General features: G+C 68.4%; 24 protein-coding genes, 1 tRNA gene and 3 pseudogenes. 16 read left to right on the top strand and 12 right to left on the bottom strand.

Annotated features, from left to right (window positions below; genetic code table 11):
• Positions 1–5: 5 nt before the first annotated feature.
• Positions 6–620, top strand: coding sequence for a malonic semialdehyde reductase (locus ACLJOK_RS24900; protein ID WP_410821008.1), 615 nt, complete (start codon positions 6–8; stop codon positions 618–620).
• A 12-nt stretch (positions 621–632) separates the two neighbouring features.
• Here the strand turns inward: ACLJOK_RS24900 and ACLJOK_RS24905 are convergent, their stop codons facing one another.
• On the bottom strand, positions 633–1,088 hold the full coding sequence (locus ACLJOK_RS24905) for an RrF2 family transcriptional regulator (RefSeq protein WP_030333674.1): 456 nt from the start codon (positions 1,086–1,088) through the stop codon (positions 633–635).
• A gap of 7 nt (positions 1,089–1,095) precedes the next feature.
• Entirely contained in the window at positions 1,096–2,088 is a 993-nt protein-coding gene (locus ACLJOK_RS24910) for a helix-turn-helix transcriptional regulator (protein ID WP_410821009.1), read from the bottom strand.
• Positions 2,089–2,290: 202 nt separating this feature from the next.
• Here ACLJOK_RS24910 and ACLJOK_RS24915 point away from each other — a divergent pair, with 202 nt between their 5' ends.
• A complete protein-coding gene (locus ACLJOK_RS24915) occupies positions 2,291–3,067 on the top strand; it encodes a glucose 1-dehydrogenase (protein ID WP_410821010.1) in 777 nt (258 codons plus the stop codon).
• A gap of 114 nt (positions 3,068–3,181) precedes the next feature.
• Here ACLJOK_RS24915 and ACLJOK_RS24920 read toward each other — a convergent pair whose 3' ends face one another.
• The gene (locus ACLJOK_RS24920; protein ID WP_053653619.1) at positions 3,182–3,613 is read right to left on the bottom strand and encodes an SsgA family sporulation/cell division regulator; all 432 of its coding nucleotides are present in this window, start codon (positions 3,611–3,613) and stop codon (positions 3,182–3,184) included.
• Positions 3,614–3,907: 294 nt separating this feature from the next.
• Between ACLJOK_RS24920 and ACLJOK_RS24925 the strand changes: the two genes are divergently transcribed.
• The gene (locus ACLJOK_RS24925) at positions 3,908–4,534 is read left to right on the top strand and encodes a TIGR02611 family protein (protein ID WP_410821588.1); all 627 of its coding nucleotides are present in this window, start codon (positions 3,908–3,910) and stop codon (positions 4,532–4,534) included.
• Positions 4,535–4,584: 50 nt separating this feature from the next.
• Positions 4,585–4,656, top strand: a tRNA-Val gene (locus ACLJOK_RS24930).
• 87 nt (positions 4,657–4,743) lie between these two features.
• Here the strand turns inward: ACLJOK_RS24930 and ACLJOK_RS24935 are convergent.
• Positions 4,744–4,896 (bottom strand): annotated as a pseudogene (locus ACLJOK_RS24935) (site-specific integrase); the annotation flags it as partial.
• Positions 4,897–4,966: 70 nt separating this feature from the next.
• Between ACLJOK_RS24935 and ACLJOK_RS24940 the strand changes: the two are divergent.
• Positions 4,967–5,080, top strand: a pseudogene (locus ACLJOK_RS24940) (IS3 family transposase); the annotation flags it as partial.
• 48 nt (positions 5,081–5,128) lie between these two features.
• Here the strand turns inward: ACLJOK_RS24940 and ACLJOK_RS24945 are convergent.
• The 5 genes from ACLJOK_RS24945 to ACLJOK_RS24965 are packed head-to-tail and all read right to left on the bottom strand — an operon-like array spanning position 5,129 to position 7,497.
• Positions 5,129–5,386, bottom strand: a complete 258-nt coding sequence (locus ACLJOK_RS24945; RefSeq protein WP_410821617.1) for a hypothetical protein — start codon at positions 5,384–5,386, stop codon at positions 5,129–5,131.
• A 22-nt stretch (positions 5,387–5,408) separates the two neighbouring features.
• Complete coding sequence (locus ACLJOK_RS24950) at positions 5,409–6,035, bottom strand: EndoU domain-containing protein (protein WP_410821011.1); 627 nt, start codon at positions 6,033–6,035, stop codon at positions 5,409–5,411.
• A 10-nt stretch (positions 6,036–6,045) separates the two neighbouring features.
• On the bottom strand, positions 6,046–6,771 hold the full coding sequence (locus ACLJOK_RS24955; RefSeq protein WP_410821012.1) for a WXG100 family type VII secretion target: 726 nt from the start codon (positions 6,769–6,771) through the stop codon (positions 6,046–6,048).
• Positions 6,772–6,790: 19 nt separating this feature from the next.
• Positions 6,791–7,105, bottom strand: coding sequence for a hypothetical protein (locus ACLJOK_RS24960; protein ID WP_410821013.1), 315 nt, complete (start codon positions 7,103–7,105; stop codon positions 6,791–6,793).
• Positions 7,105–7,497: a YbaB/EbfC family nucleoid-associated protein gene (locus ACLJOK_RS24965; protein WP_112601591.1), complete on the bottom strand. Its 393-nt coding sequence runs from the start codon at positions 7,495–7,497 to the stop codon at positions 7,105–7,107. The genes ACLJOK_RS24960 and ACLJOK_RS24965 overlap by 1 nt, the downstream gene beginning before the upstream one ends.
• Before the next feature lie 482 nt (positions 7,498–7,979).
• Between ACLJOK_RS24965 and ACLJOK_RS24970 the strand changes: the two genes are divergently transcribed.
• The 3 genes and pseudogenes from ACLJOK_RS24970 to ACLJOK_RS24980 all read left to right on the top strand — a co-directional run.
• On the top strand, positions 7,980–8,525 hold the full coding sequence (locus ACLJOK_RS24970) for a DinB family protein (protein ID WP_410821589.1): 546 nt from the start codon (positions 7,980–7,982) through the stop codon (positions 8,523–8,525).
• A 68-nt stretch (positions 8,526–8,593) separates the two neighbouring features.
• Positions 8,594–9,310 (top strand): HAD family hydrolase, encoded by a 717-nt coding sequence (locus ACLJOK_RS24975; RefSeq protein ID WP_410821014.1) that lies wholly within the window; start codon positions 8,594–8,596, stop codon positions 9,308–9,310.
• 339 nt (positions 9,311–9,649) lie between these two features.
• Positions 9,650–9,800 (top strand): annotated as a pseudogene (locus tag ACLJOK_RS24980) (helix-turn-helix domain-containing protein); the annotation flags it as partial.
• On the opposite strand, the gene ACLJOK_RS24985 reads toward ACLJOK_RS24980, so the two are convergent.
• Positions 9,796–10,248 (bottom strand): PH domain-containing protein, encoded by a 453-nt coding sequence (locus ACLJOK_RS24985; protein ID WP_410821015.1) that lies wholly within the window; start codon positions 10,246–10,248, stop codon positions 9,796–9,798. The pseudogene ACLJOK_RS24980 and the gene ACLJOK_RS24985 overlap by 5 nt on opposite strands.
• An 86-nt stretch (positions 10,249–10,334) precedes the next feature.
• On the opposite strand from ACLJOK_RS24985, the gene ACLJOK_RS24990 reads away from it, so the two are divergent.
• The 3 genes from ACLJOK_RS24990 (at position 10,335) to ACLJOK_RS25000 (ending at position 12,628) form a co-directional block, all read left to right on the top strand.
• Positions 10,335–11,006, top strand: a complete 672-nt coding sequence (locus tag ACLJOK_RS24990; RefSeq protein ID WP_410821016.1) for a DNA polymerase beta superfamily protein — start codon at positions 10,335–10,337, stop codon at positions 11,004–11,006.
• Complete coding sequence (locus ACLJOK_RS24995; RefSeq protein WP_410821017.1) at positions 11,006–11,809, top strand: DNA polymerase beta superfamily protein; 804 nt, start codon at positions 11,006–11,008, stop codon at positions 11,807–11,809. Before ACLJOK_RS24990 ends, ACLJOK_RS24995 begins: the two co-directional genes overlap by 1 nt.
• A gap of 108 nt (positions 11,810–11,917) precedes the next feature.
• Positions 11,918–12,628 (top strand): SDR family oxidoreductase, encoded by a 711-nt coding sequence (locus ACLJOK_RS25000; RefSeq protein WP_410821018.1) that lies wholly within the window; start codon positions 11,918–11,920, stop codon positions 12,626–12,628.
• A 141-nt stretch (positions 12,629–12,769) separates the two neighbouring features.
• Here the strand turns inward: ACLJOK_RS25000 and ACLJOK_RS25005 are convergent, their stop codons facing one another.
• Positions 12,770–13,756, bottom strand: coding sequence for a hypothetical protein (locus tag ACLJOK_RS25005; protein WP_410821019.1), 987 nt, complete (start codon positions 13,754–13,756; stop codon positions 12,770–12,772).
• A 70-nt stretch (positions 13,757–13,826) separates the two neighbouring features.
• Here ACLJOK_RS25005 and ACLJOK_RS25010 point away from each other — a divergent pair, with 70 nt between their 5' ends.
• The 3 genes from ACLJOK_RS25010 (at position 13,827) to ACLJOK_RS25020 (ending at position 17,156) form a co-directional block, all read left to right on the top strand.
• Positions 13,827–14,435, top strand: coding sequence for a TetR/AcrR family transcriptional regulator (locus tag ACLJOK_RS25010; RefSeq protein ID WP_410821020.1), 609 nt, complete (start codon positions 13,827–13,829; stop codon positions 14,433–14,435).
• An 834-nt stretch (positions 14,436–15,269) separates the two neighbouring features.
• Entirely contained in the window at positions 15,270–16,481 is a 1,212-nt protein-coding gene (locus ACLJOK_RS25015) for a helix-turn-helix domain-containing protein (RefSeq protein ID WP_410821021.1), read from the top strand.
• A gap of 387 nt (positions 16,482–16,868) precedes the next feature.
• Positions 16,869–17,156, top strand: coding sequence for a hypothetical protein (locus ACLJOK_RS25020; protein ID WP_410821590.1), 288 nt, complete (start codon positions 16,869–16,871; stop codon positions 17,154–17,156).
• Positions 17,157–17,241: 85 nt separating this feature from the next.
• Here ACLJOK_RS25020 and ACLJOK_RS25025 read toward each other — a convergent pair whose 3' ends face one another.
• Positions 17,242–17,670, bottom strand: a complete 429-nt coding sequence (locus ACLJOK_RS25025; RefSeq protein ID WP_410821022.1) for a DUF4279 domain-containing protein — start codon at positions 17,668–17,670, stop codon at positions 17,242–17,244.
• 157 nt (positions 17,671–17,827) lie between these two features.
• Between ACLJOK_RS25025 and ACLJOK_RS25030 the strand changes: the two genes are divergently transcribed.
• Both ACLJOK_RS25030 and ACLJOK_RS25035 read left to right on the top strand, forming a co-directional pair.
• Positions 17,828–19,828, top strand: coding sequence for an NACHT domain-containing protein (locus tag ACLJOK_RS25030; protein WP_410821023.1), 2,001 nt, complete (start codon positions 17,828–17,830; stop codon positions 19,826–19,828).
• 230 nt (positions 19,829–20,058) lie between these two features.
• On the top strand, positions 20,059–20,361 hold the full coding sequence (locus tag ACLJOK_RS25035; protein ID WP_410821024.1) for a hypothetical protein: 303 nt from the start codon (positions 20,059–20,061) through the stop codon (positions 20,359–20,361).
• Positions 20,362–20,395: the final 34 nt, after the last annotated feature.

The following is a 20,395-nucleotide window of genomic DNA, read 5'->3' on the forward strand; positions in this document are numbered from 1 at the left end:
CCGACGTGACAGCACCGACCACTGCCGACCTGCTCGCGTTGGACCGGGCCGCCCAGGACCTGCTGTTCCGGGTGGCCCGCACGGCCAACACGTTCACCGACGAGCCGGTCACCGACGCCCAGGTCGCGGCGATCCACGACCTGATCCGGTACGGGCCGACCGCGTACAACGGTCAGCCACTGCGGGTGCTGCTGCTCCGTTCGGCGGCGGCGCGGGCGCGGCTCCTGCCGTACGTCTCGTCGAGCAACCGGGCGAAGACGGCCAGCGCGCCACTGGTGGCGGTGCTCGCCGCCGACGTGGACTTCCACGAGCGGCTGCCCGAGCTGTACCCGCACCGGCCGCAGGCCCGCGACTGGCTGAGCGACCGTCCGGCCCGCGCCGAGCAGGCCCGGTTCAGCGCGACCCTCCAGATCGGGTATCTGCTGGTGGGCGTACGCGCCGCCGGGCTGGCCGCCGGCCCGATGGCCGGGTTCGACGCGACCGGGGTGACCCGAGAGTTCTTCCCCGACGGCCGGCACGAGGCGCTGCTGCTGCTCAACCTGGGCCACCCCGGCCCGGACGCGTGGGCGGAGCAGCGGCTGCCCCGACTCAGCACCGAGGAGGTGGTGTGGACGCTGTGAGCCGGCCCAGAGTCAGCGGGGCTCCCACGCGTCGGGCAGCGCGGTGAGCTTGCGGACGTGCGCGGGCAGTCGACCGCTGACGATCTCGGCGAGGCTCACCTCGTCGACGACCCGCCGCACGGCGGCGCGGACCGCCACCCACAGGCCGGGCAGGTTCTCCGCCGAGCCCTCGTACCGGGTTTCCTCGGGGCGCAGCCCGCGTACCCCGGCCAGCGGACCCTCGACGGCGCGCAGCACCGCGCCGACGGTCACCTCGCGTGGCGGGCGGGCCAGCGTGTAGCCGCCCTCAGCACCGCGCTGGGCGCGAACGATGCCGGCCCGGCGCAGATCCGCCAGGACCGCCTCCAGGAACTTGCGGGGCATGTCCTGCTCCGCGGCGATGGCCTGGGTGGACAGCAGCGAGGGGTACGCGGTGGCGAGGCTCAACGCCGCCCGTACCGCATAGTCGCCGCGCGCGGAGATCTGCACAGTGCCATCATGCCCGCCCGGTGCCGCCCGGCCCTCCGGTGGGCGGCCCGGGTCTCGTGGCGTGCCCGCCATTCATGGGTTCGCCGGGGGTGCCGGGGCGGAACCGACCGCCGTTGGCGCCCGTCGACTCGGCCGGCGGTCGAGGTCGGACGACCCGGCCGGCCGCCGGTTGGTCCCGGGCGGCCCGGAACGCGCCGGGGCTGACCCCTACCTCGCGGGTGAAGAAACGGCCGAAGTTCGTGGGTTCGGAGAAGCCGAGGCGCCGGCCGATCTGGGCGATCGGCTGATCCGTCGCGGCCAGTAACCGGCCGGCCTGCAACGCGACCCGCTCGTCGATGACCTGTTTGGCGCTGCGACCGGTGACGGCCAGGCAGGCCCGGGTCAGGGTCCGCACCGAGCAGCCGAGCGCGGCCGCGTAGTCCTCCACCCGCCGGGTGTGCGGGTAGCCGTGCTCCACCTCGCGGCGGAACCGGTGGAACGTCTCGTCCTCGGGCCGGGACGGCGACCGGTCGGCGTGGGCCACGGCCAGCCGCAGCAGCAGCACGGCCAGTTGGTGCCGGAGCAGCGCGCGGGCGGTGGGGCCGTCGGGGTGCCGCCGGCAGTCCACCACCAACTGGCTCACCTCGCTGATCACCGCGTCCTCGTCCTCGCCGGCCAACTGCCGCCAGGTCGCGGTCGTGGTCAGGTCGACGTCGAAGCCGCGCAGCGCCTCGGGATCCCAGGCGACCACTGTGGCGTCGAACTGGGGGCCGGCGCAGCGAAGCACCTGGCCGGGGCGGACCCGCAGCAGCGTGCCGGGCCGGCACGGCAGCAGATGAAAGTCGAGTTCCGCGTCGCCGTGCCCACGCGTGGTGAGAATCAGCAGCTCCCGCTCGACGATCACCGGACGACGCCAGCCCGGGGCGCCGGCAAGATCGGCCAGCGCGAACGTGGCTATCTCGTCGGTGACGGGAGACGCCGTTCCGATCGATGGCGCGGGGGAGGGATCGGTGGGGACCATCGCCTGCGACGGTAGCCCGAACCGCAGGTCACCGCATCCCGATCGACGTTCGTAGCGGAATCCGCGGCGCGCCACGGGCTTGTCCCGGTCCCGGCGGCCGGGCTACGTTACCCGGCGGTAGCGCCGTCGGTCCGCGGTCCACCCGGCATCCGCCGGCCACCCGACCGGCCGGCGGCCCCCGCCGACTTACGATGGGATGGGCATGACGCAGCTGTTCTCGGTCGAAGGTAAGACGGTCCTGGTCACCGGCGGCTCGCGGGGGATCGGGCTGATGATCGCCCAGGGCTTCGTCCGGGCCGGCGCACACGTGATCATCTCGTCGCGCAAGGCGGACGTGTGCGAGGCGGTCGCCACCACCCTCTCCGCCGAGGGTCGCTGCGAGGCCATCCCCGCCGACCTCAGCGACGATGCCGGCGCCGAGACGCTGGCCGCCGCCGTGCGCGAGCACTTCGACCGCCTCGACGTGCTGGTCAACAACGCCGGCGCGACCTGGGGCGCACCGCTGGAGGACTACCCCGAGGCCGCGTTCGACAAGCTCTGGGCGGTCAACGTCAAGGCCGTCTTCCGGCTCACCACAGCGCTGCTACCGGCGCTGCGCGCCGCCGCCAGCGCCGACGACCCGGCCCGCGTGATCAACATCGGGTCGATCGACGGCATCCGGGTGCCGATGATGGAGGTGTACGCGTACTCGGCCACCAAGGCGGCCGTGCACATGCTCACCCGCAGTCTCGCCCATCAACTCGCCGGTGAGCAGATCACCGTCAACGCGATCGCCCCCGGCCCGTTCGAGAGCAAGATGATGGCGTTCGCGCTCGACGACCCGGCGAGCAGGGCCGCCATCGAGCAGCAGGTGCCGCTGGGCCGCATCGGGCGCCCCGACGACATGGCCGGCACTGCCATCTACCTCTCGTCGCGTGCCGGCGCATACCTCACCGGGGCGGTCATTCCCGTCGACGGCGGCATCACCACGCACGGCTGAGCACCGGCCGACCCGGGCGGACTGCCCGCGTACATCCCTGGGTGTGTGCCGGGGCCGCGCGAACTCGGCAGATCCGCGCGGCCCCGGTGTGGCCGGTGTTGCAGGTTCAGGCGGTCAGCGACCGGCGAGCAGCCGGGTCACCGCCGTGTCGACGTCCAGGTGCTCGGCCTCACGGCCGCGCGGGACGACGACGTACGTCCGTCGAAGGAAACGCACCAGGACGCTGCGCGGCACCTCGAAGAGGGCGTTGCCGTCCGGTGACGAGAGGGCCAGCGCGACGAAATCGCCGCGCGGTGTGGCCCAGGGCCAGACCCGCACATCCCCGATGCCGGCCGGCTCGTCCAGGCCGGTGACCAGAAGTTCGCGAGCGAACGACCAACTCACCGCCTCGCCCCCTGCCGATTCGGCATGGAACAGGACATGGACCGCATACGGGTCAGCAGGGTCGTAACGCAGACTGGCACGCACCGGCAAGGCGGTGGCGTCAGGTGCGACGAGCCTTAGCGACGTCTCGACCTCTACGGTCGTCGGTCGGATGACACTCATGGACGTTCTCCCCCCGGCACCGCTGCGGAACGCGCGTGTCCCGCTTTTCCCATACTCAGGTGCTACCTCTGGCTACGCTCCGCCATACGCTGACTTCACCCAGTGGTGGGAAGGGGGACGGAAAGGCTGCGTGAATGTGACCATTCATGTAGAATTTCCGGTTCTGCCCAGTGCGTGATCCCGCCCGGTATCGGGTGGCTCAGTCGTCGACTTACTCCGGTAACGTCCAGTCGGCCGTTGCAGTGACGGGCCCGAGCGACACTGGGGGGTGAAATGGTGACGAAGCAATCCTCAGTGGATCCGGCGTCGGCGCCCGGCCCGCCGAAAGTCGCGGTCCGAGCAGCCGAGAAGCGGGGGTACGGAGTGCCGATGGAGCAGCCCGAACGGACCGGTCGGCCGGCGTCCGACGCCGGTCGTCCCGGCGGCGATGGTGCCGGTGATGGTGGCGGCATCGGTGCTGGTGGCGATAGCGGCGCTGGTGCGGGTGGTGGTGGCGGAGTCGCCGTGCAGGATCGGCCGCACCGTCCCCGCTGGCGCGAGCGGATCTCGCTGACCCTCGAGCTCATCCGCGCCAACCCCACCGGCCGGATCGCACTCAAGATCTTCATCGCCATTGCCGGGGCGCTGGTGGTGACCATCGGCATCGCCCTCATCCCGCTCCCCGGGCCGGGCTGGCTGCTGGTGATCGCCGGCCTGGGCATCTGGGCCGTCGAATACCACTGGGCGCGCCGGCTGCTCGGCTTCACCCGCCGCCACGTCCACGGATGGACACGCTGGGTAACCAGACAGTCGCTGCTGGTGCGAATCGTGCTCGGGTCCGTCGGCCTGGTCTTCGTGGCCACGGTGGTCTGGCTGTCCCTCAAGTACAGTCTCGGCATCGACGTGGTGGCCGAGGCGATGCACTACCTCGCGACGCACTGACCCCGGATTTCCGGTCCGGTTCCACGATCGGGTAGAGTCAGTGGCGCTGAGGGCGATTAGCTCAGTGGGAGAGCGCTTCGTTCACACCGAAGAGGTCGCTGGTTCGATACCAGCATCGCCCACTCTCAGTTCCGCAGGTCAGAGGCCGCTTCCCGAGTTCGGGAGGTGGCCTTTCTGCTGTCGTACAGCAGCTAAGTACAGCAACGGCGTCATCGGCCCAGTGAATCGCCAAGGCGTTGGAGGGCGTCTCTGGTCGCCTTGTTGGATACCTGGGTATAGATCTCCATCGTCACGGCGAAGCGGGCGTGCCTCAGCACCTGCATGGCGGCTCTGGGGTGGACGTCGAGATCAGCGGGCGCAGTCCGGCGTAGGCGATCGGTTGGCCGTCAAGGCTGCCTTGACGGTGGTCGGCCGTCGTGGCGCCGCTGCCCGCGGCCGCACACCAGCAACGACAACCCGCACAGCGAAGCGCACTTCAAGACACTGAAGTACCGGCCCGGCTTCCCCGACCGCTTCGACAACATCGAACAGGCCCGAACCTTCTGCTGGTCGACGCGGTGCAGGGTTCGAGGGGCCCGATCCACGCTTCGGCCGTCAGTCCGAGGTCCGGATCTGCTCCAGGCGCGTCAGAGGCTCCTGGAGGTACTCCATGAGCTCCCGCAGCGCGTCCTTCTCCGCCGTGGTGATCACAACGCCCTCCTCCCACACGGCGCCGACGAGCGTCGTGATCGCCAGGTCCCAGGCCCCGGCGCCGGCGGCGTCCCGGACGATCGGCAGGTACTTCGGGCTGATCTTGGGTGCGAGCTGGTCGATGATCCGGAGGATGCGCCGGATGTAATCGTTGACTTCCATGGGTCTCCCGTGGGTGCGGTGGTTAGGCCAGCGGGTTGGTGCGGACGCCCTCGCCGCTGACGGGGTGGCCGCCGGAGATGCTGCCGTCCTTGTCCAGGGTAACCTTGCAGGTGATGCCGTCGCGAGTGCCGCTGACGACCCAGCCGTCGCCGCCAGGACGCGCCTGAGGGCGGCTGTCGGGGTTGGCGGCGATGCTCTTGAACCAGCCCTCGACCTGCTCCTTGGTGGTGCCGGGCGGGAAGACCGTCTTGCCGGGCTCGGTGGACGAGGGCTTGTGGTTGCCATTGTTCCTGCCGTCGCCGTCCCAGATCTTGTCCATCGCCCCGTCGCCCATCTGACCGAAGCGGTCCATGTCGTACATGGCGTCGGCGAACTCGGGGTCGTCCCAGGGGTTGGTCCTCTTGGGCGCCTCGGGCTCGGATGTGTCGGCGTCCTTCGGGCGGCCCTCCCGGACGCGATCGAGGCCGTGCTGCTGGGCTGCTCCCACGCGCTTGGGCATCATTGCCGGGTTGAACTTTTTAGGCTTGGGGCCATCGTCGCCACCGCCGTGCGGTGGGGTGGGGCCTGAGGGGTGCTTGTGGAGGCCCGCCACAGCGAACAGGACCACCAGGACGGCGGTGGTCCGCAGAGCCGCCATGAGTTGTCGCATCGTGGGCCGCCTAGACGTCGAGGAGTGCGCGAAGGGCGGAGAGGCTGCTGATCAGGCCCATCAGCCAGCCGAAGATGCGGCCGGTCCAGCGGACGACGGCGACCGCGAGCTGGGAGGCAACCAGCGGTGTGGCGAAGCCGAGAGAGAAGACCACCTCGGCCAGCCACACCACGACCTTGGCGATGCAGTCGGCGATGAAGGCGCGCACGACCTCCCGCACCGTCTGCACCAGGATTCCCGCGCCACGGGTCGCGGCACCCATGCCGGCGGCCGTGCCCGCGAAGATCCCGGCGACGTCGATGTTGATGGTCAGGATGTCGCGGTAGGCGTCGGCGGCCGCGCCCTGCCATCCGTCGAGGTCGCCGACCAGCCGCGCCTTGAGGTCCTCGGCGATGGAGAACAACTCACTGGCCATGTTGTCCCAGGTCAAGGCGTGCGTCTCGATGGTCTCGGGGTCGCCGGCCAGCCAGTCGAGTGCCTGCTTCAGTGGCTCGACCTGCTCGATGGCCCACTCGATGCCCATCGACAGGAGCGTGCTGAACGGGTCGATGACGATGGACGCCCCGTCGAGAGCGGCGCCCAAGCCCGCGACTGAGCCGTCGATCCAGCTGCCGGAGTCGATGGCGTCCTTGATGCCCATGTAGTCGTCGGCGAGCGGCAGGCCGGTCCAGCCGTCGCGGTGCGCGGCGCTTGTCGAAGCGATGTCGGAGGTCGTGGCGACCAGTGGGTTGCTCATGAGAGGGCGCCGGGCCGGCTCAGGTCGCGGAGTGGAAGGAGTTGAAGCCGTCGGTGGTCGACTCCTCGGTCCGCTCGTAGGCGTCGGCGTTTTTCTTGATTCCCGCGGCAAGCAGCTCGATGTTCTCGGCGAGCATCCCCACGCCCTTGTCCTGGTCCCGGTGGCGTCCCTCCAGGATGGGCGGTAAGAACTGGCAGAGCTGACCGTACGCCTCGTCGGCCTGGAAGATGGTGCCGCTCGCGGCCATCACGGCGGCGAAGCGGTCGTGAATGGCCAACATAGCCGTGGCGTGCGCGCGCAGCGCCTCGACGTTGACCTCGAACCCCCCGTGCATCAGTAACGCCCCTCTTCGTCCTCGGTGTCGGCGGTCCGGAATCCGGCCAGCAGGGCCCGACCGGTCGCCGAGTCGGCGCCGACCGTCTCCCGCACGACCTCGGCGGCGGCCTCGGCGAGCTTGACCCGCGCGTTGCGATAGGCGCCCATGATCGCCTGCTGCGTCTGCTCCAGACTCACGCGCTGCACCCGCGCGGAGAGCCGGACGTCGGCCATCGCCCCCGTGGAGTCGACGGTGACCTCGACGATCCCGTGGGCGTCGCTGGCCGTGACCCGCAGCGCGCGCAAGCCGGCAGCGGCGGCCTGCGTGTCGGCGGCCCGGCGCGAGGCATTGGCCTGCCATGCCTCCAGGCGTTCCCGCGCATCCTCGGCGTCCAACAGCGGATTACCCATCGCGCCTCCGTTTCGGTTGCCGAGCAGGGAATTTAGAGGCGTCAGTGTAGCCGCGGCCCGCCACACCAAGATTGCCGAGCGAATGCGGCGTGATCTGATCAATCTGGATCTCGGCGACGTGGGTGCTGATGATCGCCTTCTTCGGGCCTGCTCGACCTGGCGGCGGAGTTCGGCCCAGGGAGCGCCCACCACCCGGGCGGCCAGGTGTGATGAGCCCGGTCAGCGCCTCCCGGAGGTCCGCAAGCGCAGCTTTCCTGCGTGTCACCCTCGCCGAGCGCTCCCAGACTGGCCGCAATCGCGCGTGAGCACACCACACGCCATCTTCGTGGCGGTGGCCAGTGCGTTCAGTGTGGACGGCCGAGTAGTTGCGCGATCCGTCGGGGTGTGGTGTCGTCCGCGTTCAGTTCTGGCCAGGACTCGCGGTGGGCAGGCCGCCGCCTTGGCAGCGTCGAGCAGACGCCGGTCGTGAGTGACGAGGGCAACTGACTCCACGCTGGACTCGCTGGGACCCCAGGACCTTCGGTCAGCCCGTCGGCGAAAAGGCGACCTCCCGGGAGTACCTCGGCAACTACCGTCTGACCATAGAGATGAAGTGCGACGGACTGGACGCCGAGCAGCTCGGCCGACGCTCGGTACCGCCCAGCACCCTGAGCTTGCTCGGCCTGGTCCGCCATCTGGCTCAGATGGAGAACCACTGGTTCCAGCATGTGCTGCAAGGGCGGACCGACGCATCGCGCCTTTGCAAGCACGAGGACGACCCGGATTGGGACTTCGGGGGCGGGGTCCCCGACCCAGCGGTGGTGAAGGACGCCTTTGCAACCTGGAAGGCCGAGATCGCCAGGGCGGACGAATGGCTCGACGCCCTCGAGGAGGCCGACCTGGGCCGCGAGGTGCCGGTCGACGGTGGCAGCCACGCCATGCGCGACGTGCTTGTTCACGTGATCGAGGAGTATGCGCGGCACGCGCCCCGGCATTCTGCGGTTACTGGCCCATCTCGACCTTCCAGCAGTTCGCCTGTCGGAGACTGAAGGAGTATGGCTCGTGGATGTCCCACTTCGAGGGCCTCGACCGTGCTGCAGCTCAATAGGATGCGGAAATGTATCGGCCAGTGATCTTCGACCTTTTCCATACCCTGGTTCATGGTGCCGATGACGAGCGTGACCGGGTCGTTGGCGAGATGGCGCTGGTGGTCGGGGTGGCTCCGGCCGCGCTGGTCGCTGCGTACCACGCCACCTGGCGTGACCGGCTGGTCCGGTGGGACGTGGAGGAGACCGTCCGCATTCTCGCCGGACGCCTTGGCGGCACACCAACCGACGAACAGGTGACACAGGCCGGTGGACATCGGCGAGCTCTCGCGTCCCGGGTGCTGGGCACTGCCTCGACCGCCACCCTGGACGTGCTTGACGCGCTACGCGACGACGGGCATCCGCTGGCCCTCATCAGCAACGCCACCTCGGAGACCGCCGAGGCGTGGCCACAGAGCCCGCTCGCCCGCTGCTTCGACGTCACGGTCTTCTCCTGCGAAGTCGGGCTGGCCAAACCCGACCCGGCGATCTTCCGCATTGCCGCTGAGCGGTTGGGCGTCGCGCCGGAAGACTGCGTCTTCGTCGGTGACGGCGCAGACGGCGAGCTGGCCGGCGCGGCAGCGGTCGGTATGACCGTCTTCCGGACCACGGAGCACAACGACACCGACCCGGGTTGGGGCGGGCCGGCTCTCGCTACCCTTGGCGACCTGCCCGCCATTCTTCGAGCAGCGACCAATGATGTGAGCCCAATACGTGACATGAGCAGCACGGCGACCAGGCTGCGGTAGGGCACGGGGAGGCGCACCTCAGTTCCGCTTCAACTCAGCGGCTCCTAGCCGTGGACGGGGCATCCGGACCATGGCTGGGCCGTCTGACAGCCGTAGGGTGCGGAAGAAGCCTGAGGAAGTTGTTCTTCGCCTTGACCGACCGACAGCCACGTCGCTCGCGGACCTGATCTACCACATCGGCGAGTACCAGGCCGCCGGCATACCTATCGCTCAGTTGTCGGGTGACGACAGCGAAAGGCTCGGGCGGGTGCTCCACGACCTCTGGCGAGCCTTGGGCGTCTCGCTCCCGTACGGCGATGTTCTTGGGAAGCAACCTCGTCGCCGGATCTCGCGCAGCGGTTGAAGGTCTACCGGGAGCGGTCCGGGTAGACCCGTGCGGTGCTCGGGGGGGTTGGCGGGTCGCAGCGCCGAGTGGGTCAGGGCAGTGGAGACCGATCGCTTCCTGCCGCCGCGCAGTCACATGCTGGACCGCCTCTGCATCTCGATCAGGACTGCGCGGCGCCGGCCTTGAAGCTTCGCAGCTGTTCGACCTTGCGATCGGCGTCCTGGCGCAAATAGGAGCCGAGCGCCGAGAGAGGCGTGGACCCAGCTTCGTCACTGAGCCGGAGAACGGGAGCGTAGAGCGGCAAGCCTCCTCGTACGTCAATCTGCACGCAGTCGACCGCCTGGATCGCGCTCCACGGTGTGACCTGGTCACGGCTGTCGAAGCCGCGGAGCCGGACACCCTCTGCGTCGATGACCACGCCGAGTCGGCCAGCCCGCCAGATCCCGGCCACGCCGCTCGTCACGAGCACGCATCCCAGCACGATGCCGAACCAGTCGCGCTCGGCCACTACGTCCCCCGAGGTGAGGTAGGTGACGCCCACCAGGGTCCAGGCAGTGAAGATCACGACCAGGATCGGGATCTGGATGCGGGGCCTGACGACGATGCGGCTCATGGCGCGACAGGCTACGGAGGGACGCCGGGCCGGTTTGCTTGGAAAGCATGGCGCGTGCAGGGCGGTGATTGGGTAGCGTCCCGGGCGTGATCGAGCTTGTCGAGCGGCATACGGTTCTCGCCGTGGTGGTCGGGTCGCGGGCGTACGGGCTGCATGACAAGGACTCCGACTACGACCGGCGTGGTGTGTATGCGGCACCCACCCGGGCGTTCTGGCACCTCGACAAGCCGCCCACCCACCTCGACGGCCCAGCGGTGGAGCAGTTCTCCTGGGAGTTCGAACGCTTCTGCGTGCTGGCCCTGCAGGGCAACCCGACAGTCCTGGAGGTGCTCTGGTCCCCGCTGGTTGAGTCGATCACCGTCGACGGGAAACGGCTGCTGGCGGCACGGCAGGCGTTCCTATCGAGGCGGGTCGCTGAAACCTATGGCAACTATGCCCGGGATCAGCTCAATCGAGTGGCGGCCCGCCGCGAGCGCACCGGCGAGACGAATCACAAGCAGGCCATGCATATGATCCGGCTGCTGGTCGCCGGGGCGCACGTGCTGCGTACCGGGGAGGTGCTGGTCGACGTTCGTCACTTGCGTGATCGGCTGCTCGCGGTGCGGCGCGGCGAGGTGCCCTGGGATGAGGTCGCCGCCTGGGCGGCGGACCTACTTGCTGAGCTCGATGAGGCAGCAGCCGCCACCGAGCTGCCGGACCAGCCCGACCGGGTTGATGTGGATCGGCTGCTCACGGCTGTGCGGGAGAGGAACCTGTAGTGACCACCGAGGTGCCGCCGTGGGCCGCTGAGCAAGCCTGCGCCCTGCCCCGTCCGCTGCTGTTCGCCACCGTCAGCGGTGCGCATCTGTACGGATTCGCGTCCATCGACTCCGATCTGGATCTGCGGGCCGTGCACCTGCTTCCGGCCGAGGAGGTTGTCGGGTTGCGCACCGGTCCGCAGACTCTGCAGCACCTGGGCGTGCGCGACGGTGTCGAGTTGGACGTGGTCAGCCACGATCTGCTGAAGTTCGTCACCCTGTTGAGCAGCCGCAACGGGTACGTTCTGGAGCAGCTGCTGTCGCCGCTGGTGGTCGTGACCACTGAGGTGCACGCCGAACTCATTTCCGTGGCCCCGCGACTGGTCACCCGTCACCACGCGCACCACTACCTCGGATTCGCGGCCACCCAGGAGAAGTTGTCCGCCAAAACCGGGCAGCTCAAGCCTGCGCTGTACACGCTGCGAGTCCTGCTCACCGGGATCCACCTGATGCGGACCGGCCGTGTAGAGACGAACCTTGGTGTGCTCGGAACGAGATTGGCGTACGTACCGGATCTCATTGCCGCCAAACGGGAAGCCGAGCACGGCCCGCTTCCCGCGGGCGTTGCAGGGCGGCTCGCCACTGACGTGCCGCGGCTGCGCGCCGAGCTGGAGACGGCCCGCGACATCTCGGTGCTGCCCGAGCGCGCGGATCCGGCAGCCGTGGAGGCCCTGCACGACCTGGTGGTGCGTACCCGACTGCATGGGCTCCCAGCCAGCGTCGTGACTCAGCGGGCTGAGGTCCGCCGCAGGTCCGTCATCTGAGACACCGATCTCACGGGCTGCGTATGGGTCGCCGGGTCCCCGATCCGCACAGTGACCCACCTCGCAATACTTGCCTCTGACGCCAGCGTGAGGTTTTAGTCTGGCGGCATGCAGATCAACGGCAAGAAAGCCCTCGTAACAGGCGCCAACCGTGGCCTCGGCAAGGCCTTTGCCGAGGCTCTCCTCGCCCGCGGCGCCACCACCGTCTACGCCACCGCCCGACGCCCCGACCGCATCAACATCCCCGGCGTCGTCCCCCTCCAGCTGGACATCACCGACCCAACATCCGTCGACGCCGCGGCAGCCGAGGTGGGCGACCTTGATGTCCTCATCAACAATGCTGGCATCTCCACAAACGCGCCCCTGCTCGGGCCCTCTACGGAAAACGTCCGCCGCGAGTTCGACACCAACTTCTGGGGCACCCTCAACGTCACCCGCGCCTTCGCCCCCAGGCTTGCCGGGGGCGCCATTCTCAACGTCATCTCGGCGCTGAGCTGGTACACCTTCGCCCCCGCCAGCAACGGCTACGCCGCCTCCAAGGCTGCGGAATGGTCTCTCACCAACGGCATCAGACTCGAGCTGGCCGACCAGAACACTCAGGTCACCGCCCTGGCCCTGGCCATAGCCGACACCGACATGATGGCCGCCTACGACATCCCTAAACTCCCACCCCACGAGGTGGTCGCCATGGCACTCGACGGCCTGGAAGCGGGCAAGCTCGAAGTGATCGCCGACAGTCCCACCGCCAATGTCAAGGCCTCGCTTTCCCGCGATCCCGCCCTCTTCTACGCCGACATCGCCGCCGCCCTCTTCGGCTGACACCACCACCACGTCGCATGCCTCGCCATCGATGATGGATCCGGCCCGCTCGCTGCCCGTCCGATGCCCCAATTGTCAGCCGCGTTATCCGTCGCTGAAAAAGGCGGCACCACCAGGCGTTCCGCCAGCACAACGCGCTTTTCAGAGGCGGAAGATCCGAACTATCAACCCGGTGTCGTGCATCGTGTGCGGCGCGAGGGCGTGGTAGGCCCACGCGTGCACCCAGGCGTTGCCGGTCCGTACGGTGAGCCAGGTCTTGAATGCGCCGGGCAGCGTGTAGATGAGAAGCACGAACAGGATCGTCAGCGTGGCCTCGCGCGGCGACCCGAACCTGCCCCAGCCCTCGAACACGTGCATTGCCGCATACGTCAGGCCGCCGAGAACGAGGGTCGCGGTGGTGGAGCCGGTCAGACGGGCGTATCGGGGGACGAGGACGCCCTGAACGAAGATGACTGTGGGCAGCACCGTGCCAGCCAAGTACAGCAGGAATGTCAGTGGCACTCCGACGGCGAGCTGACCCGGGGCCAGGCCGGCGAACGCATGGCCGAGCACCACCCATTGCGCGAGCGATTCGAGGACCAACACGACGAGGATGAGGATGGCATCGCCGCGCCGATCCGCCGAGCGCAGACACATCTGGTGGGCGGTGTAACGCCGCCGGAACCACAGGAGTGGCACCAGCGCGTAGACCACAACGTTGTACGTGGCCCAGCCGAGCGCCTCGGCGGGCCCGACCGGATCGGTGGCACCGACGAGCGTACCGGCCAGGTGGAAGCCGATCGGGTGCCAGCCGAGCCCTCGGGCGATGAGCAGGCCACCGAGTTGGGCGAGGACGCCGTACGCCAGGACGAGTCCTGTTTCACGACGAGCGGTCGGGAGCGTCGGTGCGCGCTCGGCGATCACCGGTGCGGGTCGACCACGGGTAAGCGCGTATGCGATGGCGGCGAGCAGTACCAACTCGACGAGGGTGGCCTGAGCGGCGATCACCTGGCCGTGCCCGGTTGGCGGGTCGTGCTGCGCCGGCCAGTCGAAGGCGGCGTCGCCGGGCGCGAGGAGCAGTACCGCGCCGTTGAGTGCGATCCAGCCGACCACCGCTGCCGTGAGCCAGGCGCGTTCTCGACGTGACACAGACGCCTCCGCTTGTCTAGCACAGTTGTGTTAGCAACAGGAAGCTAGCACGAGTGTGTTATAAAGGGTAGTGCCGAAGCTGGTGGATGCGCAGGCCCGACGGACCGAGCTCGCCGAAGCGGTCTGGCGGATCGTGATACGGGACGGGCTGGAGCAGGCATCGGTGCGGAACGTGGCGCGCGAAGCCGGCTTGTCCATGGGTTCGTTGCGTCATTTCTTCACCACACAGTCCGAACTCCTCGGATTCGCCCTACGGTTGGTGGGAGAACGGATCGAGGAGCGGATCCGAGCCGTGGACACCACAGGCGACCAGCGTGCGGTGGTCCGGTCGATGATCGACGAGATGCTGCCGCTGGACCGGCTACGGCGCGGCGAGTGCGAAGTGTGGCTCGCGTTCACGGCACGCGCCGTCGTAGAACCGACCATGGCCAACCTGCGCAAGGAAATCGACAGACGCCTTACCGACGCCTTCACCACAATGATCCGGCGACTGGCCGACGCCGGTGCGCTCCGGCCCGGGCTCGATCAGAAGGTCGAGGCAGAGCGTCTCTACGCCCTCGTCGACGGCGTGATCCTGCACGCCCTCCTGCGCCCCGGCCGGACCTCGAACGCAACCGCCAAGGCCACCGTCGGCGCACACCTCGACCAGATCGCGCCAGCCGCCGCGGATGAACGCTGATCAGCCGTACGGCGGCAGCGGATCACCCGGACCACGAAGCCCCCGACGACGTTGATACTCGCTAAGCGCCGGATGACTGGTCTCGCCGCCGACTCACCGGAGTTCCTCGACGTCTACGCCGAGCAGCTACGTCGTGTCATCGCCCGTCTCGCCGACCCGGTCTGACACCCACTCGTAGGGCCCATCTCAAGCGCAGACCATGCTCATGCGCGCAAATCTGCTGCCGATCCGGCGGCGATCGTGAGGAATTCGTCGCCACCTGGACGGTCAGCTCCCTGTTCCTCGCATCGGTCGGTGATGCCCTCGGCGGATACCAGATAGGTGGTTTCGCGTACGACGCAGGGATTGACCAAGAATCTGCAGGCCACCGACGCGTACCTGGACGCCGTCGCCCAGAGGTGGCTCAGCCCAAGTCGTCGTGGCTGCGGCACTCGTGGCTGCGGCCCTCCCGGGCGGCGAAACGAGTCGCTGTTGGTGGGGGTCCTGGAAGCTGAGACTCAATTCCACCGGCAACCTTCCGGCCAGTGCTTCTTGCTGGGAGACCTCGTAGTCTCGGTAAGCCCCAAGTGACACCTGCCGATTCGAAGGAAGCCCGGCATGAGTAGCGAAGGCTGGTCGACGGAGTTCGTAGGCTTCGCCGAGGTCGCGGTTCCGAGTGGACCCCGTCGGACGGAGCGCCCGACTTGCATGCTAGGGGCCCGGGGACTTGGGTGTCGGCGTGAGAGGCGGCGCGCGGCGTGTGTGGGGTTATAAGGCGGCAGGCAGGCCGGTAGCGTTGGGTGGCAAGGCGGCCTGGGCGCCGACGATGCGTCCCGCGCTACGAGGAGGTCCGGGATGGATTCCATGCCGGAGTTGACTTTCGGGCAGCGATTGAAGGTCTACCGGGAGCGGTCCGGGAAGACCCGTGCGGTGCTCGGCGGGTTGGTGGGGCGCAGCGCCGAGTGGGTCAAGGCGGTGGAGACCGATCGCATCCTACCGCCGCGCATTCACATGCTCGATCGCATCGCGCGTGCTCTCAAGGTCGAGGTGTCTGCCTTGGTCGGGGAGTTGAGCGCCCGGTCTGCTGTGGTCAACGGGCCGGAGCATCCGGCGCTAGCCTCCGTTCGGGACGCGGTGAACCGCTTCGCCATTTCCGACGAGGCTTCCCCGGAGTCGTTGACGAGCCTGAGAGAGCGGCTTGCGATGGCATGGCGGGCACGCCATCAGGCGTCGGATCACCGCACGGTGCTGGGCGGGTTGTTGCCGCCGCTGCTGCGCGACGTGCAGCGCGCCGCATTGGCGTACGAGGGTGATGAGCGTCGGCAGGCTCAGGCCCTGTTGGCCGAGACGTTCGGGCTGACGCAGATGTTCCTTGCCTACCAACCCGCAGCCGAGTTGTTGTGGCGGGTCGCGGACCGAGCGATGGTGGCGGCGCAGGAGTCCGGCGAGCCGGAGGCGGTGGCGTGCGCGGGATGGTTCCTGTGCCAGGTGCATCGGGATGCCGGTGACTGGGACACCGCGATGGCGGTGACCCTGGACCTTCTGTCGGCGCTGGAGCCGCGTACGGCCGACGGGAACACGAACCTGTTGGCGCTCTGGGGCGCGTTGCACTTCGAGGCTGCCTACACCGCCGCCCGTGCTGGTGAGGAAGGCCGGGCCTGGCGGTACTGGGACCGCGCGGACCGGGTGGCGCAACGCTTGCCGCAGGGCTTCTATCAGCCGCAGACATCGTTCTCACAGGTCATCATGGGCGCTCACGCGGTGACCGTGGCGGTGGAGTTGCAGAAGTCCGGCGAGGCGGTGCGGCAGGCACGCCGTCATGATTCCGCGGCGATCCCGTCGAGGCCGCGCCGGGCACGCCACCTCATCGAGGTCGCGCGGGCGCACTACGGCAAGGACGACACGGAAGCGGCCGTGATGACCCTCCGGCAGGCGTACGAGTCGGCCCCGGAGACGATCCGCTTCAACGGGTACGCCCGGCAGATCACCTTGGACCTGCTCGACGGCCCGCGTTCCACTCGTGACGACGCCCGTGACCTTGCGATCAAGGTCGGGCTGCTCTCGTGATCCAGGGGTAGGAACCTTACCCATTCCGCTCCGCGACTCACCGTAGCTTCTTGCTCACGGGACGCGGCGGGCGGTGCGGGTATCGCCTGGTCGCCGCGTCCCTCAGGTTCAAGGGCGGGAAGCCGTCCTCGTGCTCGAACGAGGGAGGGTCCGTGCGGCGCGTCTCGTATGACGAATATCTGTCGGCCACCGCGCTGACTCTCGCCCGCAGGCATCGGCCGGTGTGGTCGTGGCAACTCTGGCGGCATATCTGCCGCTGCGGAGCCGACCTGCCCTGCCATGCCCGGCACCGGATTCCGATCAATCGTGGCCACTGGCCACAGGAAGGTGAGCAGTGAGCAGCTGGCAGGCATGGGCGATCACCGCTCGTTTCCTGGCGGGTGTGCGGTGACCGTCCACGGCCCGGTCATGCCGATCTGGAGCTGCGGTGGCTGTGGCCTGCCCTGGCCCTGCTCGACCCGGAGGCGCGAGTTGCGGACTGAGTATGCGGATGCTCCGGTGTCGCTGGCTCTCTACCTGGGGTCCTACCTCGTCCAGGCAACCGAGGACATGCCCTGGACATCGGCAGGCGTGCTGCACAGCCGGTTCCTCGGATGGACCAGGGAGGCCGAGCTGTCCAAGCCAGCAGTACAGCAGCCAAGTACAGCCACCGTTTCAGCCGAACCGAGCCGATAGACCCGTCGGCAGACCGCCTGACCTCGCATCAAGCCTGGCCGGACCGCCTTGTGGAGATTTGACACCGAAGCGCGCTAGCCATGCTTCAGTCATCTCCGTATTCGTCCACGTCCAGCTCGGCCTTGGTGTGGTGAAGGAACTCCAGGGCCCGGCGATCGAGGTGCCAGCCGAGTCGTTGATGCTGGTCGCCATCTTCGTCATTGATGTAGCGCACCACCTGCAGTGTCGAGGTGATGCCCTCCCCCTCCAACTCATCGATCACTCTCACCAGGTCCGCGATCTGATCAGCGATGGGCTCAAGGCGGTCGATGATGCGGTCAATCTGCTCATCGACCGTGAAGCCGCTGTCACGACACACAACCCTCCACGAGTGGACGCGCGGCACCGGAGGGTTCTCCCGCTTGCTCCCCTTGATGCTGACCTCGTCTGGCTCCATGCCTAACCGCGTCGCCATCTCGCGCGCAGGGAAGTGATCCGAACGCAACGAGAAATACACGTACTGGTGTACTCGCATGGCTCGATCATGGCAGCGCACCGGCGCAACAAACCAGCTTCACCCTGGCGATGCAAATTCGCCGTGCAGCCGTCAGTTATCGTCGGAGAACGACCTGAGAGGGAATCGACATGCCTCCGTCTCCATCGCTGCGATGACCCGGTCCGGACGACATCAGATGCTGCGTTGGACGGCCGCTGTGCTCACAGTGCTCGTCGGCGTGGTCCTCATGGTCAGCGTTGTCCGGTTCATTCCGGCCTACCGGGCCGAGCCGACGCTTTCCGGCCAGTCCGGCTACCTGGGCACGATCCTTGGCGCGGTGGCTCTGCTTGTCGTGATGGTGCAGTGCCTGCGCTGGCTGGCCCGTCGAGAGGAGCCACTCGGGCTGCTCGCGCGACTGCAATTGAAGGTCGCCAGCGACGTCGCCGCCCGGACCGCGCAGATGCGCCGGACCGCCGAGGACATCGAGCTGGCGTATGGGGCAGGCGGCGAACCCGATACGACGCTGCACACGCTCGCCGGAAGTCTGCGGCACCGGCAGACACGGGTCGTCCTGGTCGCCCACCCCGGCCGCGGAAAGTCGTACAGCACGCTGCGGATCGCGCTGGAGTTGGTCAACGACGATCCGCGGGTGCTTCCACTGGTCGTGCCGCTGAGTCGCTGGACCGGTCAGAACGACATCACGACCTGGCTGGCCGGCTTCGTCGCGGTCGAACTCAACGGGTCCCGCCGGTCCGCCCGGGAGCTGATCGAGTCGGGTGACGTGCTGCCCCTGCTCGACGGACTCGACGAGCTCTGCAGCACGGAGGAGGCCGTGGAGCCGGCCGAGTGGTTCCTCCAGCGGCTCGTCGACTGGCGGCTGCGCGGCAAGCGGGCGCCGTTCCTACTCACCTGTCGTCAGGCCACCTGGCGGGCGATCCGGGCGGACCTGCGCGAACATCACACCTTGACCGCGTACACGGTTCGGCCGGTCGGCTACGTTGACGCCGCAACCTACCTGTCGCGCTCCATCGGCGGCACCGACCGCTGCTCCGTGGCGGAAAGCCTGGCCGAGTCGTTGCGGGACGCAGGCCAGGTGAGAGCGCTGAAAAGCCCATGGCAGCTCAGCATGGTGGCGGAGCTAGCCCGCAACCGGCGGGCGGTCGGCGGTTCCTCTGAGCAACTGGTCACCGGCGCTGAGGCGGCTGATGTCAGGTCGCTGGTGGCACGGTACGTGGAGTCAGTCGTCCTGACCGGCTCGATCTGGCGCCGTCTCCGCAGCGTCGCCGACCTGTACTGGCTGTCGCGGTGCGCGCGCTACTTGGAACACAATCGTACGAACCAGGCCAACTTCGCAGGACGGACCTTGCCGTCCCACGACATCGTGCTGCACCGACTTTGGCCGATCGCCGGCCGCCGGGCGCCCCGCTTCGTGGACCTCGCCATGTGCGTGCTGCTGTCCGCGCCCGGCTTCGCCTGGCTGACTCTGTTCCTGTGGCCACGCGGGTGGCTCGGCCGCGGTGTCCTGCTTGTCGGCGCTCTGGCCTGGGTGGCGATGCTGGCGCGGACGAGCACGAAGCCGTGGGTGCCTGCGGCCACCCCAGACTGGTCCCGACTGGGCAATCCCCGGTTCTTCGTGCCGCAGGCAGCAACGGCCCTGCTCATCGGCGCGGCTGCCTGGTTGCTCCTTGGCCCGTTGGTCGGGCTGATCGGATTCGTCACGTCGTGGCTCGCGATCGGGCTGACCGTGGGGTTCGGACAGACCCTGGCTACCGATGCCCGCCCGGAGATCGTTGGTCCGCTCGGCGTCCTGCGCCACGAGCGCACGGTATCCCGGCTCTCCGCGGCGGTCGTCTGCCCGGCAGTTGTGTGGAGCTTCAGCTACACATGGGGGTTGTGGCCCGGCGCCGTGCTGGGTGTTGCCTACTGCGTGATCGTAGGCGAGACGGTCGCCTGCGCGCTCTGGCGGCGCTACCTCGCGATGATCGTCGCCTCGGCGTTCCGGATGCCTCCGGCACCGGCCCGCTGCCTGCAGCGCATGTGCGCCTTCGGCTTCCTGCGCCCAGCTGGAATCTCGTATCAGTTCCGCCACGACGACCTGCTGTGGCATTTTGCCCACCGGCACGACGCCCGTGAACACCTACGTCGCGTGAGAGCCCGGACGGGCGCTCGTCAACAGGTCAGACCGACAGTCGAGTGAGCCAGCGTAAGTTCAAGCCCGTTCCTGCAGCGAGGGTGTGAGCCAGACGAGCGATCCGGCGGACAGGCCGCGTTGGAATGCGCGACGAGCGCCGGCTACCGGCATGTCAACCCGCCGTGAGCCGGCAACCCGCAGCGGAGATGGGACCAGCGGGGAATCGAAGGTGATGGCAAGATCGGTCGGTCGCTCGGTGCTTCCCCTGGCAGCCGAGCAAGCCTCTTGGAGGAATCGTGCCGAACGCGCTGGACTTTCTGGCGGGCCCGGTCTGCCTCGGATTCGGCGTGGTGTTCGTGCTGCAAGCAGTTCGACGCTTGCGGACAGAAAGACGGCAGGGCCAGCAGCCGCCTCGCAGAGAACTTCTCAGTGGGCGCGAGTTGCTGTGGGAGGGTCTCGCGGTCGCCCTGCTCGGGACCGCCAACCTGCTCGATAGACCTTGGACTCTTCTGGCCATTCCAGCCGTGGTCGTGATCGTGGTGCTCGCTATGCGCATCTTCTTGCGTTTGATCCAGGACCGGTCACGCCGAGCGCATTGAACAAGTGGGCGCCTGGGACTGTCAGAATCTTGTT

Source organism: Micromonospora sp. 050-3 (genome assembly GCF_046549335.1).
Classification (GTDB): Bacteria; Actinomycetota; Actinomycetes; order Mycobacteriales; family Micromonosporaceae; genus Micromonospora; species Micromonospora trifolii.